General features: G+C 70.0%; 16 protein-coding genes and 1 pseudogene. 6 read left to right on the top strand and 11 right to left on the bottom strand.

Annotation, left to right across the window (positions count from 1 at the left end; translation table 11 throughout):
* The first annotated feature begins 122 nt into the window (after window positions 1-122).
* Window positions 123-1,448, top strand: coding sequence for a tetratricopeptide repeat protein (locus ABZX79_RS06445; protein ID WP_355252526.1), 1,326 nt, complete (start codon window positions 123-125; stop codon window positions 1,446-1,448).
* Entirely contained in the window at window positions 1,445-2,977 is a 1,533-nt protein-coding gene (locus ABZX79_RS06440; protein ID WP_355252523.1) for a nickel transporter, read from the top strand. Before ABZX79_RS06445 ends, ABZX79_RS06440 begins: the two co-directional genes overlap by 4 nt.
* Before the next feature lie 5 nt (window positions 2,978-2,982).
* Here the strand turns inward: ABZX79_RS06440 and ABZX79_RS06435 are convergent, their stop codons facing one another.
* On the bottom strand, window positions 2,983-4,311 hold the full coding sequence (locus ABZX79_RS06435) for a S1 family peptidase (protein WP_355252520.1): 1,329 nt from the start codon (window positions 4,309-4,311) through the stop codon (window positions 2,983-2,985).
* A gap of 198 nt (window positions 4,312-4,509) precedes the next feature.
* Here ABZX79_RS06435 and ABZX79_RS06430 point away from each other — a divergent pair, with 198 nt between their 5' ends.
* Window positions 4,510-5,811, top strand: a complete 1,302-nt coding sequence (locus ABZX79_RS06430; RefSeq protein ID WP_355252517.1) for a histidinol-phosphate transaminase — start codon at window positions 4,510-4,512, stop codon at window positions 5,809-5,811.
* 39 nt (window positions 5,812-5,850) lie between these two features.
* Here the strand turns inward: ABZX79_RS06430 and ABZX79_RS06425 are convergent, their stop codons facing one another.
* Window positions 5,851-6,696, bottom strand: coding sequence for an aldo/keto reductase (locus ABZX79_RS06425; RefSeq protein WP_355252514.1), 846 nt, complete (start codon window positions 6,694-6,696; stop codon window positions 5,851-5,853).
* 161 nt (window positions 6,697-6,857) lie between these two features.
* On the opposite strand from ABZX79_RS06425, the gene ABZX79_RS06420 reads away from it, so the two are divergent.
* Complete coding sequence (locus tag ABZX79_RS06420) at window positions 6,858-8,042, top strand: DUF418 domain-containing protein (RefSeq protein WP_355252511.1); 1,185 nt, start codon at window positions 6,858-6,860, stop codon at window positions 8,040-8,042.
* Between the two features lie 75 nt (window positions 8,043-8,117).
* Here the strand turns inward: ABZX79_RS06420 and ABZX79_RS06415 are convergent, their stop codons facing one another.
* From ABZX79_RS06415 to ABZX79_RS06385, 7 genes are all read right to left on the bottom strand, one after another.
* A complete protein-coding gene (locus ABZX79_RS06415) occupies window positions 8,118-8,498 on the bottom strand; it encodes a DUF4234 domain-containing protein (protein WP_355252509.1) in 381 nt (126 codons plus the stop codon).
* A gap of 238 nt (window positions 8,499-8,736) precedes the next feature.
* Window positions 8,737-9,003, bottom strand: a complete 267-nt coding sequence (locus ABZX79_RS06410) for a hypothetical protein (protein ID WP_355252506.1) — start codon at window positions 9,001-9,003, stop codon at window positions 8,737-8,739.
* Window positions 8,978-9,919, bottom strand: a complete 942-nt coding sequence (locus ABZX79_RS06405) for an NAD-dependent epimerase/dehydratase family protein (RefSeq protein WP_355252503.1) — start codon at window positions 9,917-9,919, stop codon at window positions 8,978-8,980. The genes ABZX79_RS06410 and ABZX79_RS06405 overlap by 26 nt, the downstream gene beginning before the upstream one ends.
* A 57-nt stretch (window positions 9,920-9,976) precedes the next feature.
* Entirely contained in the window at window positions 9,977-10,174 is a 198-nt protein-coding gene (locus tag ABZX79_RS06400; protein WP_355252501.1) for a hypothetical protein, read from the bottom strand.
* 20 nt (window positions 10,175-10,194) lie between these two features.
* Window positions 10,195-10,434 carry a hypothetical protein gene (locus ABZX79_RS06395; RefSeq protein ID WP_355252498.1) on the bottom strand — a complete coding sequence of 80 codons (240 nt, stop codon included), beginning with the start codon at window positions 10,432-10,434 and terminating at the stop codon, window positions 10,195-10,197.
* Between the two features lie 502 nt (window positions 10,435-10,936).
* The gene (locus ABZX79_RS06390; protein WP_355252495.1) at window positions 10,937-11,467 is read right to left on the bottom strand and encodes a hypothetical protein; all 531 of its coding nucleotides are present in this window, start codon (window positions 11,465-11,467) and stop codon (window positions 10,937-10,939) included.
* 158 nt (window positions 11,468-11,625) lie between these two features.
* Window positions 11,626-12,180 (bottom strand): FABP family protein, encoded by a 555-nt coding sequence (locus tag ABZX79_RS06385; protein ID WP_355252493.1) that lies wholly within the window; start codon window positions 12,178-12,180, stop codon window positions 11,626-11,628.
* 100 nt (window positions 12,181-12,280) lie between these two features.
* Between ABZX79_RS06385 and ABZX79_RS06380 the strand changes: the two genes are divergently transcribed.
* Window positions 12,281-12,415, top strand: a complete 135-nt coding sequence (locus tag ABZX79_RS06380) for a hypothetical protein (RefSeq protein WP_355252490.1) — start codon at window positions 12,281-12,283, stop codon at window positions 12,413-12,415.
* Window positions 12,416-12,729: 314 nt separating this feature from the next.
* Window positions 12,730-12,963: pseudogene (locus ABZX79_RS06375) on the top strand (hypothetical protein); the annotation flags it as partial.
* Window positions 12,964-12,999: 36 nt separating this feature from the next.
* On the opposite strand, the gene ABZX79_RS06370 reads toward ABZX79_RS06375, so the two are convergent.
* Entirely contained in the window at window positions 13,000-14,205 is a 1,206-nt protein-coding gene (locus ABZX79_RS06370; RefSeq protein ID WP_355252487.1) for an amino acid aminotransferase, read from the bottom strand.
* Window positions 14,198-15,166 carry a DMT family transporter gene (locus tag ABZX79_RS06365; RefSeq protein WP_355252484.1) on the bottom strand — a complete coding sequence of 323 codons (969 nt, stop codon included), beginning with the start codon at window positions 15,164-15,166 and terminating at the stop codon, window positions 14,198-14,200. The genes ABZX79_RS06370 and ABZX79_RS06365 overlap by 8 nt, the downstream gene beginning before the upstream one ends.
* Window positions 15,167-15,282 lie beyond the last annotated feature (116 nt).

The raw sequence follows: 15,282 nt of genomic DNA, 5'->3' as shown, positions 1-15,282 counted from the left end.
CCCGAAGGAAAACCCGAGGAAGGCGAGAGGCGATGCTCGTACGGAAGCCGCGGTCCGCGTGGTCGCGTGAGCGATGGCATGCGCGATGGCATGGGCCGCGGCGGTGGCGGATCGCGGTGGTCGTGGCGGTGGCAGCGGGGCTCACCGCCACCTCGGTGGCGATGGGGGCCGACGGCGACTCGGACCGGTCCGGGCGGGACACACCCGCCCTGGCGGCGGACGTGTCCGTCGAGCGACTGACAGCCGGAGACCTCGCGCAGGGCATCGACGCCCTGCACAAGCACCTCCAGCGGCAGCCCAAGGACGCCACGGGCTGGGCGACGCTGGGTACGGCGTACGTCGAGCAGGCCCGGACCAGCGGTGATCCGACACGGTATCCGCAGGCGGAGAAGGCATACGAGCGGTCGTTGAAGCTGCGCCCGCCCGGCGAGAACGATGCGGCACTCGCCGGGCGGGCGGCGCTCGCCGCCGCCCGGCACGACTTCGGCGCGGCGCTGAGTCAGGCGGACCGGGCGCTGCGCGTGAACCCGTACAGCGAGCGGGCGCTGTCCAGCCGGGTCGACGCCCTGGTGGAACTCGGGCGCTACGACGAGGCGCTGCGAGCGGCTGAGCTGGCCGACCGGCGCCGGCCCGGCATCCCGGTCTTCACCCGGTACGCGTACGTGCTGGAGCTGCACGGTGACATGAAGAGGGCGCGCCAGGTGCTGCTGCGTGCGCTGGAATCCGCGTTCGCTCCCGCCGATGTGGCGTACGTAGCCACTTCGCTCGGCCAACTGGCCTGGTCGCAGGGGCAGTACGGGCGTGCACAGGGCCATTTCACGACGGCGGTGCGCGCCGATCCGGAGTATGTGCCGGCGTTGGAGGGGCGCGGGCGTACGTATGCCGCGCAAGGTCGGACGAAGCGGGCCCTCAGCGATCTCGAAGAGGTCGTACGACGCTACCCACTGCCGGGTCAGCTCGCCGCACTCGGCGAACTGCATGAGGCGTCCGGGCAACGCGAGCGGGCCGAGGAGCAGTACGCGCTCGTCGGTACGTGGACCCGGCTGGCGCGCGCCAACGGCGTCGCCACCGATCTGGAATCCGCTCTCATCGAGGCGGATCACGGCGACGCCGAGGAGGCGTTGAGGTCGGCGCGCGCCGAATGGTCGCGCCGCGAGAGTGTCCACACGGCGGACGCGCTCGCCTGGGCGCTCCACGCGAACGGCAAGGATGAGGAGGCCCTGACCTACGCGAAGAAGGCGACGGCCGGAACGCCCGGCTACCAGAACGCTTCGTTCCTCTTCCACCGGGGCATGATCGAACACGCCCTCGGCGACGACAAGGCCGCGCGGCGCTTTCTGCGTGCCGCGCTGGATCTGAATCCGGGCTTCTCGCCCACGGCGGCGCGCGAGGCGAAGTCCGTGCTTTCCGGGAAGTCCGTGCTCTCCGGGCCTCGGGGGGAGTCATGAAGCGCCGTACCACCGCTTCCGCACTCGCCACGCTGGTGGCCGGATCGGCCTTGGCCGTACTCCCCGCCCAGGCGGCGCAGGCACACCCCCTCGGCAACTTCACCGTCAATCAGTACGACGGGCTTGTCGTCGCTCCGGGGAAGCTGACAGTGGACCACGTCGAGGACCTGGCAGAGATACCGGCCGCCCAGGAGCGGAACCGTATCGACGCCGACGGAGACGATCGGCTGGCTTCGGCCGAACTGTCGGCATGGGCCCGGTCGCGGTGCGACGCGGCGGCACGGGAAGCTCGGGTCGAGCTCGCGGGCGGGGCGTCACCGAGCGGGGAGACCGCGTCCGTCGCGGCGGGAAGCGCGAAGGCGCAAGTACGGCCGGGGCAGGCGGGGCTGCAGACCTTGCGCGTAACGTGCGAGCTGACGGCGCCCCTGCCGCGTGACGAGCGAATGAGGCTGGCGTACCGCCCGGCATCTGTCACGGCCGGAGCGGGGTGGCGGGAGATCACGGCGCGCGGCGACCGGATGACGCTCTCAGGGTCGGACGTGCCGGGGGACTCCGTCTCGCGGCGGCTGACCACGTACCCCGACGATCAGCTCTTCACCCCGCCTGAATTCCGGTCCGCCGCCTTCACGGTCCGTACCGGCGGGCCGGCACTCGCCGGAAGCCAGGACGAAAGGAGCGGTTCCCCGACAGCGGGCGTGCTGCCGCGCGGGGCGGACCGCTGGGCGGAGTCGCTGACCGGGCTGGTGGCCCGGCACGAACTGACCGCGGGTTTCGCCGCACTCGCGCTCGGCGCATCCCTGCTGCTGGGCGCCATGCACGCGCTGGCACCGGGGCACGGCAAGACGATGATGGCGGCTGCCGCCACAGCGGGCGGCCGACGTTCGCTGCGCGACGTGCTGGCCCTCGGGTTTTCGGTGACCCTGACCCACACCCTGGGCGTCTTCGCGCTGGGCGCACTGATCACGGCGGGATCGGCGGCAGCGCCTACGGTCGTCTCCTGGCTGGGTATCGCGAGCGGGATGCTGGTCGCGGGTGCGGGGGCGCTGCTGCTGCGGAGGGCGTGGCGACAGCGCCATCGTCCCCATGGGCACAGTCACGAACACGACCACGACCACGAACACGGCCACGGCCACGGCCACAGCCACAGCCACGGACACGGGCACGACCACTCCCACTCCCACGTCCCTCCCGCCCCCGGCCTGCGCGGGATCATCCTCCTCGGCTTCGCCGGCGGCATGGTCCCGAGTCCGTCCGCCGTAGTTGTCCTGGTCGGAGCGGCTGCGCTCGGCCAAGCATGGTTCGGGTTTCTGCTGGTCCTGGCGTACGGAGCCGGGCTGGCGCTCACACTCGCGGCGGCCGGGTTCGCGGCCGTGCGGTTGAGGGAGACCGCGACGCGCAGGCTGACGCGGCGCTTGCGAGGCCGGGCACTGTCGCGTGCCCAGCGCGCGGCCCCGCTCGGCACGGCCGCCGTCGTCTTCGTACTGGGGTGTGGATTGTTGCTCAGAGGGGCTGCGACAGCGCTCAGTTAAGACCATCAGCCCCAGGCCTGTGAGTAGTGCCTCCGGTAGCTTCTGCGGTCAGAAGCCGACCGGATCCAGCGGGTCGCCACCAGGCCCAGAAGACTCACAGCGACAACCACCAGTCCCGGTACGAGGGTCCGCAGGGAGACACTTCCGGCCGGCAGCGTCGTACCGGCTGCCCCTCCCGGTGCGGACGTTCCGGGAGCGGCAGCCGGTGGCGGAGCCGCGCCGCTACCCTCCTCGGCCGTTGTGGCGGCGCCGGCCACGCTCACTCCGAGGGCGGCCATCGCCGTGGTCGCTGGTTGGAAGAAGGTGAGACCACCGGTGGTGCAGTCGCCGTTGCCGCCCGAGGTCAGCCCGAGCGCCAGCCCCTGTGCGAACAGCGGGCCACCGCTGTCGCCCGGTTCGGCGCAGACCGTCGTCTGGATCAGTCCCGTCACCGTGCCCTCGGGAAAGTTCACCGTCGCGTTCAAAGCGGTCACCCGGCCTGAACGCACGCCCGTAGTGCTGCCGCTGCGGAAGACCTGCTGGCCGACGAAGGGATCGGCGGCCGCGGTGATCCGTACCTCCTGGCCACCACCGATGTCCACTACGCCCCTGCCACTGGACGCGTCACCGTTCTCGTACTCGACGAGCGAGAAGTCGCTGCCGGGGAACCTGCCGGCCTTCGTGGTGCCGACCCGTTCGCCGCCCTGTGCGTCCTGGAACCAGGTGGTGCCAACGGGACCGCAATGCCCCGCCGTCAGGATGAAGTCGTTCCTGCCGTTGGTGACGTTGAATCCGGCGGAGCAGCGCCCATTGCCGGTAAAGACCGGGTCGCCGCCACTGACCCGGGTGGTGAAGGACCCCGCGGTCCGCTGCATGTGTACGTAGCCGCCGATCTGGTCGGCGAGGCCGGACAGGCGTGACCAGTCCCCGGCTGAGACCGTGCTGTCGGCATGCACCACGACCTCGTTGGACGCGTAGTCCACCACCCATGCGGTGCCCGGCACTCGGGGCGCGGCACGCAGTGCGTCGGTGGCCGAGCGGAGTTGTCGCATGCTGTGGCGGACAACCTTGGCGCGTGCCCCCGCCCGACCGACCTCGACCGCCGCGTCCGCATCGGTCACCGCGACGACCGGTTGCCCGTCGGAGCCGATCCAGCTGCCTGCGGTACGGGAGGTGCCGAGCCGCGAAACGAGAGTCGCGCCCAACTCGGCGGGCTGAACGGTGCCACCCTCGTCTGTGTCCGGAGTGGCCGGCTCGCCCGCCATCGCGGTCGTCATCATCAGACCGCCGCTGAGCAGTCCACCGACGGCTGCCAAACGCGCGAGTCCTTGCAGTCTGCGTCGTGCATGTCTCATCCGACATCCTCAAAGCCGTTCCGACACGACGTCACCAACGCCGGGAGCCGCTGGAAGCGGTCCCTGCTACATACGGGTCGTCATACGACGCTGTTCACTCGCTACCGGCCGCCACCGCCTCCTCCCCCACCTCACACGTTGAACGCCGCCCTACCACCGTCCGTATGTACGGGCCTACGCACGCAGGGGAGGCAGTTCATGGCCGGCACCAATGTCACCGCGCTCTTTCGCTCGTCCACCGCGCACAGTCCCTCGTACTTCACCCTGAACCGGGCGGGGGCCGGAGCGGCCGGCGAGATCATCGACTTCTGCATTCCCTGCAACCCGTACTTCCCCACCCCCGAGATGTTCGACGAACTCGGAAGCCGGCTCCGCGAGATCCTGACGTACTACCCGAGCAGTGCGGACACCATCACCGCCGAGTTGTGCCAGGTGCTCGGACTGAACCCGCAGACCGTCGCCATGGGGAACGGCTCCACGGAACTCATCACGTGGATCGACCACTTGCTCGTCCACGAGTCGCTGGCCGTGCCCGTCCCCACCTTCGGCCGGTGGACCGACCAGCCGATGGAAACCGGCAAGCGCGTCGACATGCTCCTGCTGCCGGAAGCACATGGCTTCGGCCTGGATCCGGAATCGTTCGTACGGTTCATCCGGACGCGTGGTTCCCGCGCGGCAGTCATCTGCAACCCCAACAACCCCGACGGCGGTTTCCTGCCCAAGCACCAGGTCCTCGCGCTCCTCGACGCACTCCAGGACCTCGATCTGGTGGTCGTCGACGAGTCCTTCCTGGAGTTCGCCGACGCCGAACCGGAACCGAGCGTCGCTGCCGAGGCGGTGCTGCGGACGAATGTGATCGTGCTGCGCAGTCTGGGCAAGAACTTCGGGCTGCACGGTGTGCGCTTCGGTTACCTGGTGTCCAATCCCGGGCTCGCGGGGAAGGTGCGCGCCGCTCTGCCGAAGTGGAACCTCAACTCCTTCGCAGAGACAGTGGTGTTCATGCTGAGGGGACACCGCCAGGAGTACGCGGACAGCATTCAGCGCTCGCGCCGCGACCGGGAGGAAATGACCTGGTGGCTCTCCCAACTGCCGGGCCTGACCGTCTATCCCTCGCAGGGCAACTTCGTCTACGTACGGCTGCCCGAAGGTGCGGACGGGACGGTTCTGCGCGACCGGCTGCTCTCCGAGCAGGGAGTATTGGTGCGAGACTGCGCCAACAAAGTGGGCAGCTCCAGCCGTTTCCTGCGGCTTGTGGTACGCCCTCAGCACGATGTGGCCCGGCTGATATCGGCGCTCGAACAGGTGCTGTACGGGCAGCTGCCGCACACCCCCGGACCGGCAGTGATGCTCGCCCGGGCCTGTCAGCAGCCGGCGTCCGCCCACGACTTCGGTGCGGCGCAGGCACAGAGCCGGCCCCCGAACGCGGTGCTGCCCGGAGCGATGGCCAGAGGCTATACGTCAGGAACCGCAGCGGTGGACCGCCTGGTCAGCCCGGCCTGATGCGCACGGGCGAGCATCCCGCGCCGGCGAACTGGGGGGTCAGGCACTCAAGGGCAGACGGTCGAGGCGGGCCCGGTGGGCCGGCGTCAGGCGGACATGTGCTGCGGCCAGGTTCTCCTCCAGGTGGTCGATCCGCGCGGTGCCGGGGATCGGGAGGATGACCGGAGAGTGGTCGAGGAGCCACGCGAGAGCGACCTGCGCGGGGGTGGCGTCGAGTTCGCCCGCCACGGCGGCGATCTCGGCTGTCGAGCCTGCCGCCGCTCCTGCGACGGGCCGCCACGGCAGGAAGGCGATCCCCGCTGTTTCGCAGGCTGCGAGCACAGGTTCGTGCTCGCGGTCGACCAGGCTGTACCGGTTCTGTACGCTCGCGACGTCGACGATCGCCCGTGCCTGGTCGAGTTCCGCCACGGTGACCTCGGACAGCCCGATCCGGCCGATCTTGCCCTCGGTCCGCAACTCACGCAGTGTGCCGAGCTGGTCGGCGAGGGGGACCTCCGGGTCGATACGGTGCAACTGGAGCAGCTCGATCCGCTCCACCCGCAGTCGACGCAGCGCGTGTTCGACCTGCTCACGGAGGACATGCGGACGTCCGTCGAGCTTCCACTCGGCTTCCGGGCCGGAGCCGGACCGCGCGACTCCTACCTTGGTCGTGATCTGCAGCCCGTCCGCGTAGGGGTACAAGGCCTCGGCGAGGAGCTCCTCGTTGGCTCCCCCGCCGTACAAGTGCGCGGTGTCGATCAACGTGACGCCCAGCTCGACGGCCCGCCGGGCAACGGCCAGGGAGGTTTCGCGGGCGGGGCCCGCTTCGGTCGGCAGTCGCATGGCTCCGAAACCCATCCGCCGCACGTCCAGGTCGCCGCCTATGCGGAACTCGGTCGATGTCACCTGCTGTCTCCATTCATCAAAGTGACACGTTAACAGTGGAGTTGGCCACACAGCGTGGGCCGAGGCGTCGGCGTCCCGGCCCTCGAGTGCATCTTTCGATGTAGCCCGGGTTCGTCCTTGCTCACGACGAGGGCCGGGCGAGAGGCCCCGACCATGGGGACATGACCGAAACCCTGCCCTCACCTGTCTCGACATCCGGCGCCGGTGGCAGCCGCCTCGCACTCCTCGACGTACTGCGCGGAGTCGCGATCCTGGGCACGCTGATGACCAACGTGTGGATCTTCACGGCTCCCGGCGCCGAGTGGGGGATCCTGCAGAGCGGGACCGGCGGGAGCGGCCAAGGAACCGTACCGGCGGTCGCCGAGCTGCTGTTCCGAGTGGCGGCGGACGGGAAGTTCCTGTCGATGCTGACGATCCTGTTCGGAGTGGGTCTGGCGATCCAGTTCGACTCCGCGGCACGGCACGGCCGTCGCTGGCCGGGCCGCTACCGTTGGCGGGCGCTGTTCCTGTTCGCCGAGGGGACCCTGCACTTCGTTCTCGTCTTCGCGTGGGACGTACTCATGGGGTACGCGGTCACCGCCCTGCTCGTGGCTTGGCTGCTGACCCGGTCGGACGTGGCGCGGCGACGGGTCATGTGGTGGGCGGCCGGGCTGCACCTGGCCGTCATGGGACTGCTCACGGCCGTGCTGGTGTCGGCCGGCGCCGACGAGGAGAGCGGGGGCGGTGTCTCGCGCGAGGTCGTGGACCTGTACGCGCACGGCAGTTACCTGGACCAGGTGTCCTTCCGGCTGGAGAACGCACTCGCGCTGCGGCTGGAGCCGGTCCTTTCCTTCGGGCTGCTGGTCTTTCTCTTCCTGCTCGGCGTACGGCTGCTGCGGGCCGGCGCATTCGGCGCGGACGAAACAGGGCGACAACTCCGCGCCCGGATGTTCCGCTGGGGGCTGGGCCTGGGAATCCCTCTCACCGCGGCCTTCGCGATGGCGGGCCAGGACTGGTTCCTGCTGGGCCGCTACTGCGCCGCGCCGCTGGTCGCCGTCGGCTACATCGGCCTGATCGGTGCGGTGGTGGACCGGGTGCGGCGTCCCGGCCCGTTGACCATCGGCCTCACCTCGGTCGGCCGGATGGCCCTGTCCGGCTATGTCCTGCAGAACGTGTTGTGTGTTGTGGTCTCGTACGGCTTCGGGCTGGGCCTCGCGACCCGGTTCGCCGGGCCGGCCCACCCGTGGTGGGTGATGGGACTGTGGGCCGCGGTGTGCGTGGTGCTGATGGCGGGGGCCACGCTGTGGCTACGGCGCTTCCGGTACGGCCCGCTGGAGTCGGCACAGCGGTGGGTGCTGCGCCGCTGAGCGAGAAGGGGCCGGGAGAGCGATTCGCTCTCCCGGCCCCTTACCCACGTACCGGCCCGCCTGTGTGGCGGTAAATCAGGCGCGGTCGGCCCAGACCGTGTTGAGCTTGCTCTGGTAGTAGAGCGGGGTCAGTCCGAGGACGAAGGCGAGCAGCAGGCCGACGCCGCCGGAGCAGTCGGCGGTCACGCCGGCGGCGCGCTGTGCCTGGGCGATGCGGGAACCGGTCTTCACGATGGAGACGAACGGCGGGACGATCAGCAACGAGCCGAAGGTGACGGCGACGACCGCCATGCCGGGCTTGACCTCAATGGTCGGGTCGATCTCCTTCACCTGCTTGTTGACCTTGTAGTACCAGATCAGCCAGTAGATTCCGAGGGTCACCAGGGTGAGCAGCCAGGTGACGACCGGGCTGGAAGGAGCGCCGGCGGGCGCGGACGTGCGGACGTCGGTGGACATCAATTTCCCTACTTGCTTGCGTGCTTCCTGCTGCCCGTTCTGGCTGAGCCAGCCCACGGGAACAGGGAAGTGATGAGTGTGTTGCCTCGCGTTGGGGCTGTTGTGGCGAGGGCTTACGAAGCGTATGGGTGCTGAGCATGCCAAAGACGGTCGGGGGCATTACGAGTTCATTACAACGCACAAACCGGGGGATTCAACCAGCGGGCCGGTCCCCGGGGCGGCAGCGGTACGAGAGCATTCAGCCGTCGACGTGCCGGGCGATCCGCAGAGCCGGGCGCAGTTCGAGCGAGTTGCCCGCCGTGGTGGCGGCGCAGGAGTTCCTCGGCGACGACTTGTACGAACCAACGGGCGTGTTCGGGATCCGCCGTCGCCGGCGCCACCAGACGGACCTCTCGGTATGGTGCGCGCTCGCCGGGCTCTGTATGAGGCCGACGGCCTCCCAGCCGGGCAGGATGTCGAACGCGGGCTCACTGAGGTCGCTACTCGGCGGTGGCCAGTCGCTCACGCCACCAGTCCACCGTCGCCTTGACCTGCTCGTCGATGGGGGTGGCTCGTACCGTGAATTCGGCTTCGTAAGCGCTCGAATCAACTACGAACGGACGGCCGAACTGGTAGCGGATCTCCTTGAGTTCGCGCAGCAGCGGGGAGAAGACCGACGCGACACCCAGCACGGCCGGCGGCAGCCTTCGCACCGTGACCGGACCCGTTTCCGACCGAGCGGCAAGGCGGTCGACCATCTCCCGGACGGACAGGGCGGGTTCCGTCGGAACGTGCCAGGCCCGTCCCCAGGCCCGTTCCTCTCCCGCGACCTCGGCCAGGGCCCTGGCCACGTCGGGGAGGTAGCTCCAGCTGTGCGGGACGTCCGGGTCCCCGAGCGTGGAGACCGGCTTACCGCGCAGCAGTCGTGGCACGACCCGCACGGCCAGGTGCCCGCCGTCGGTGACGCCGGGCCCGAAGAAGTCCGAGGCCCGCACCTCTACCGCCTTGATACGACCCTGCTCATGGAGCTCCCGCGCCCGCTCCCAAACGGCGGCGCGTACCCGCCCCTTGGGGCCGGTCGCCGCGAGCGGCAGTTCCTCGGTCATGGGGCCGTCGACCGGACCGTAGCCGTAGAGGTTGCCCAGCATGACGAGGACGGCCCCGGTCGCCTCGGCCGCCGTACACACCGACAAGGCCAGCGACGGCCATTCACTCGCCCAGCGATGGTAGGGCGGTGCGGCACAGCCGTAGATCGCGGCCGCGCCCTGCGCGATGTCGATCAGTCGCTTGCTGTCCGTCGCGTCCACCGCCACATGCTCGATGCCGGGCTCCGGGCTACGGCCCGACGTGGTGACGACGCGTACTGAATGGCCCTTTTCGGCCAGCAGCCGAGCAGTGGCCGCCCCGGCGGGCCCGAAACCTATGACGACATGAAGACTCACGCTCGCACACTAGCGCGAGTGTGCGCTGACGTTGCGTCAGGGGCGCCGTGCGGCGGGCTAGGTGAGGCTCGTGCCGAGATCCTGCGCGGTGCGCTGGACGTTGGACTTGCGGTCCATCAGCCCCCGCAGAATGGCATCCCGTTCCAGCGCTTCGATGGTGGTCAGAACCTTGTGGGACGACACCCGGCATTCCGGCGGCAGATCCTCCACCCGGACGATCCCGCCACAAGGTCGCCGGGCGAGGCCACGGATCACCGACTCGAGCTTCCCGTCATCTACCAGTCGATGACGGTGTACGAGAACCTCGCCATCAAGTCGCCGAAGCGCTGGACCTGGACGACCGGCTCGGGCAGCCCGCCCGGCGGCTCACCGCCGACGACAAGCAGCTGATCTCGCTCGGCCGTGGCCTTGTCCGCGATGACGTGGCGGCCGTGCTGATGGACGAGCCGCTGACGGTCATCGACCCCCAGCTGAAGCACTCGCTGCGGCACAAGATCCGTGAGATCACTGGGCAATTCCGGCCCATAGTGATCTACGTGACCCACGACCAGTACGAAGCGATGAGCGTTGCCAGGAAGTGCTGGTCATGAAAGACGGCCGGGCGATGCAGCAGGGCACCCCGGAGCAGCTTTTCGAGGCACCCTCTTCGACGTACCTCGGCTACTCATCGGATCACCGGCAATGACCTTCCTGACCGTGGACAGGGCACGCGGCACCGTCGCGCTCGGGGGCCGGCCCCTGGCCGTGGCGTGGGACATTCCCGAATAGGGGCGTCCGGGACCACGGGCCGCAGCGCGTGCTCGAAATGGTGGTGGCCGGGCAGCTCATCAGGGCGAAGGTGCCGCGGGAGGACGGGGTGCCGGCGATGGAGGAGTTCCTGGTGCATCTGCCGCGTGCCAAAGCCCTCCCCTATGCGGACTGTCGCCTGATACTCCAGTCATAGATCACGTGGCCACCGGGTTCCCACCCGGTGGCCACAGTCGTGGGAAGAGGTGCGGCTTCGAGCAGTGGCCGTCGTCAGCCCGTGCGGCATTGAGACCCGGACGGATGGCGGATGTCGAGAACGAAGCGTTCCGGCGAGTGGAGCTTGAAGGTGTTGTAGGAGGGCTTGGTGTGGAAAGCGGCCCCAAAGGTGACCACTCCTTCGAAGTCGCCGGTCAGGGCGACGCCCTTGAGCGTGGGCAGCCCGGTCTTGACCAGCTTGGGCCCCTTGTAGACCGACCGACCCGCTTCATTGTGAGCGGCGGCCGGGCTGAGCTTGATCTCCAGGAAGTACTTACCGGGGAGCGGGACCTTCTTCCCGGAGCCGTCGTACCGCAGTTCCTTCACCGGCTTCACGGAGACCGGGGGCATGGCGCCCCGGACATCGATGACGAGACGGTCGAAGGTGCAGTGTCCGCCCCACCGTGCGTTGACGACGAGGGCGGTTGCGGGGGCCTGCTGCGATGCCCCGGACTGGGGCGAAGCGACGGCGGGAGTCGTGGCGCCGACCCCGGCGGTGAGAAGTATGCCGACGGCGAGTGCCGCGAGGCGTGGACGGTTTTGCATGGCGTCCCCCAGTTCTCCTGGTATGGGGACAGTGTTGTCACTCATGAAGACATGCGTGACAACCGTATGGTTGCACGCGCCATATCCGATATTCCACTTTTCTGAGCGCCCGCAGCCGCGTCGACCGACCGACCGCATCAACAGCGGCAACAGACGGCCTAGTTCCCGCTCCCGCGTCGAAGTCGGAGCTGTGCTGAAAGGTGGTGTTGCAGTGGCTGGCCGACGGCCGCGAGGTCGTGGACGAAGTTGAGCGTGTCCTCGTCCGTCAGGGTGTAGCGGCGGCGGGTGGCGTTGACCTCCTTGGCGGTGGGAGCGAGAGCCACCTGATGGGTGGTGAGGTCGACCGCGCCGTCGCCCGCGTGGCCGACCGAGATCTCCGCGATGCCGGTGGGCTGGGTGATCAACGCCTCCACGCGCCCATCGGGCTGCAGCCGCCACCAGCCGCTCTCCCGAGCCGACGGCCGCAGCGGGGTGTCGTCCGCGTCGAGCAGCCAGGCGCGCGCCTCGTAGTGGAGGAAGGGCCGCCCGTCGTGGCTGAAGGTGACCTCCTGCGCGTACGCGAACTCCTCTGCCAGCGTCGGGTACCTGCCGCAGCCGCGGCCGGCCCAGGTACCCAGCAACCCGATCACCGGCGCGAGCAGTGCGTGCGGCGCGGGTGCTTCGTCCGGTCGAAGGGCGTCGGGATACGGGTGCTTCTGGACGGGGTCGGACATGATGTGCGCTCCTGGAATCGAGGCCGGTGCCGAGTGGCAGCCTAGGCGTATCGATCACCAGCACCGACCGCGTTTGCGGCGGGTTGGTGGATCCGGTGACGTGCTGACGCACACGGAAGCTCTCCGCGCGCGGCTGCTCCATCGCGACGCGCCGCAGCCGCGAGCCTTTGCCGAGGGGCGGCTCGCGGAGCTCCACCTGGAGGCACTCGAGCGGCTCGCACGCCGGCATGAGTGAACCAGCAGTGGCCGGAGGCCATCCGCTGCGCAGAACGGCTGGTCACCCACGATCGGCTGCGTGAGGAGACCCACCGGCTCCTATGTGGCTCTGCCACGCGTCCGGGGACCCTGCCCGCGCAGTTCGCGCCCACCGCAGCTGTGCCACGACGTTGGAGCGCGAGCTGGGAGTCCAGCCATCGCGCGGGACCCGCGCCCTGTGCGAGTCGCTTGTTGCCGCCGCACCGGACGGCGCCGACATCGGCTTCCGCCGGGAAGGCACCGGCGACGTAGCCACTCGTCGGGCGCGCCGGCGAGCAGGCACGGCTGACCGCCGTGTGGCGTGCGGCGGCGGCCGGACGCGCTCGGCCGGTGCTGGTCACCGGCGAGGCGGGCGTCGGCAAGATGAGGCTGGTCGACACGCTGCGCGCGAACGCCGGCGCGGTGACAGTGGAGGCCCGCGCCTGTCGCGGCTGGACCGCCCCCACCTCACTGAGCTCGCGCGGCTGCTGCCCGAGGGAGGAGCCGCGACGGCGGCTGTTCGGCGCGACCGGGCGCGCCCTCCTGGCCCGAGGGCGCGCCGCGCCCTCGGCGACCCACGTCGAATCAGCCCCCCGTAACCGCGCCGACTGTGGCGACCGCCGCGATGCTGTTCGCGAGGTACGGGATGCGGTGGGCGGGTATGCCGGCGATGTTGATCCGGCCCGATCCCGTGCCGTAGACCGCGAAGTCCTCGCGCAGGCGCAGCATGTGGTCCGGAGTCAGCGGCAGCATAGAAAACATGCCCCTCTGCTGCGCGAGGATCCCCGCCGGCCGGTCGCACCCGAGGGAGCCGAGGTGGGCGACGAGGTCGGCCCGATTGGCATTGATGCGGGTGCGCATGGCCTCGAGTTCGGTTCGCCAGGTGGCGTACAGGGCCGGGTCGTCCAGGATGGTCGTGACGATCGCGGCACCGTGCTCGGGCGGCATCGAGTAGAGCACCCGGGCGACGTTCTGCAGGGTCGACTCCACATGGCGCAGCGCCTGCTGCGAAGGGCCGAGGACGATCGCGCAGCCGGTCCGTTCGCTGTAGAGACCGAAGTTCTTCGAGCAGCTCACGGCGATGAGCATCTCCTCGACCCGCGACGCCATCGTCCGGGTGGGCTGGAGGTCCGCCTCCAGGCCGTCGCCGAGTCCGTGGTACGCGAGGTCGACGAAGGGCACCCAGCCATGGTGCGCCGCGAGGTCGGCCAGCGTGTCCCAGGCTTCGGCGGACAGGTCGACGCCGGTGGGGTTGTGGCAGCAGCCCTGGATCAGGACGACGTCGTTGCGCCGGGCCTGGCTCAGGTCGCGCAGCAGGCCGGCCTGGTCGGGTCGGCCGTCGGCGTCGAGGTAGCGGTACGTGCGTACGGTCAGGCCGGCGGATTCCAGGATCGGCCGGTGGTTGACGTACGACGGGTCGCTGATCCAGACGGTCGCACCGGGAGCGGTCCGGTGGACGAACTCGGCGAGCAGGTTCAGCGCCCCGGTACCGGCGACGGTCTGTATCGCCGTCGCCCGGGATATCAGGTCCTCGGTGCCCAGCACGGTGGCGGTCATCGCGCGGTTGAACGCCTGGTTGCCCGACAGGCCCCGGTACTCCTTGGATTCGCCCCGCTCGGCCAGCCTCAGTTCGGCCTCGCGGACGGCGGCCATTACCGGCGTGGTCCCGGTCTGGTCCCGGTAGACGCCGACCAGCAGGTCCAGCCGCTCGGGGCGGGCGACGGCCTCGCCCAGTTCGGCGACCAGGGCGAACAGCGGGTCGGTGGGCGGAGGGCTGAGCAGCTCAAGCATGGGGGAGCACCTTGGGACGATGGCGAGTACGGGTGTTGGCGAGAACGACGCCGAGGGTGATGAGGGGTACGCCGACGAGCACGGCCAGGGTCAGCGGCTCGTCCAGGAGCGGAATGGCCAGCAGCGTCGCGACGACAGGGCTGAGGCTGCCCACAACGGCGCTCCGCTCCGCGCCCAGGCGCCGGATGGCGAAGGCGTACAGCAGACCGGCGCAGAGCCCGACACCCAGACCCTGCACGAGCAGGAAGAACGCGAGGTCGGGCCAGGTGGCCGCAGCGAGGTTGGTGGGGAGGACGCCGGCCAGGACGAGCAGGGCCACCACCACGAACGAGGGCGCGCACAGCAGCCCGATCGACCCGATGGGGTCAAGGTCCACCTCGCGCAGCCCGACGGTGTAGAGCGCCCACAGCCCGCTGGCCAGGAGCAGCATCCCGGACCCGAAGAGGACGTCCCCGTCGACCGCGACGACGTACGGCGAGACGAGGGCGACGACGCCCGTGGCGATCAGGCAGAGCCCGGCCGTCTGCATCCGCTTGGGGACGCCGCGCCCGGTCGACATCATGAGTACGGATACGAACAGCGGGACCATGCCGGGCACGATCGCCCCCACGAAGGCCGTCGAGGTCAGCGAGCCGCCGTACATCGCGGCCAGGAAGAACGGCACCCCGGCGCCGCCGACGATCTTGAGCGCCGTCCATCGGCCGACGGCGGCGAAACGCCTGCGGCGGCGCCACAGCGCCGGCGCCAGGACCAGCAGGGGCACGCCGAACCGCAGCAGCGCGGCATCCGCCGGCTCGAGCGTCGACGTACTGAGGGCCCGCGCGCTGAGCGCGAACCCGGCCCAGACCGCCACCGTCAGCAGCAGCGCCACCATCCCCGCGACCTCGCCCGGGCGACGTGTGCCGTGCTTCGGGCTCGCGGGGGCGGGCGGGGCCGCGGGGGCGAGCTCGGTCGTACTCAAAGGGGTTTCCTCCGGCGGGCGTGGTGGGCGGCGCGGCGCAACCGGCTCGGCCGGGTCTGTCAGGGGCGGGCCGGGTCTGTCAGACCGTCCGCAACGCTATGGCAGGAGGCGGGGCA

The organism is Streptomyces sp. NPDC002994 (assembly GCF_040611155.1).
Classification (GTDB): domain Bacteria; phylum Actinomycetota; class Actinomycetes; order Streptomycetales; family Streptomycetaceae; genus Streptomyces.
This window is presented reverse-complemented; position numbering and strand designations above follow the sequence as displayed.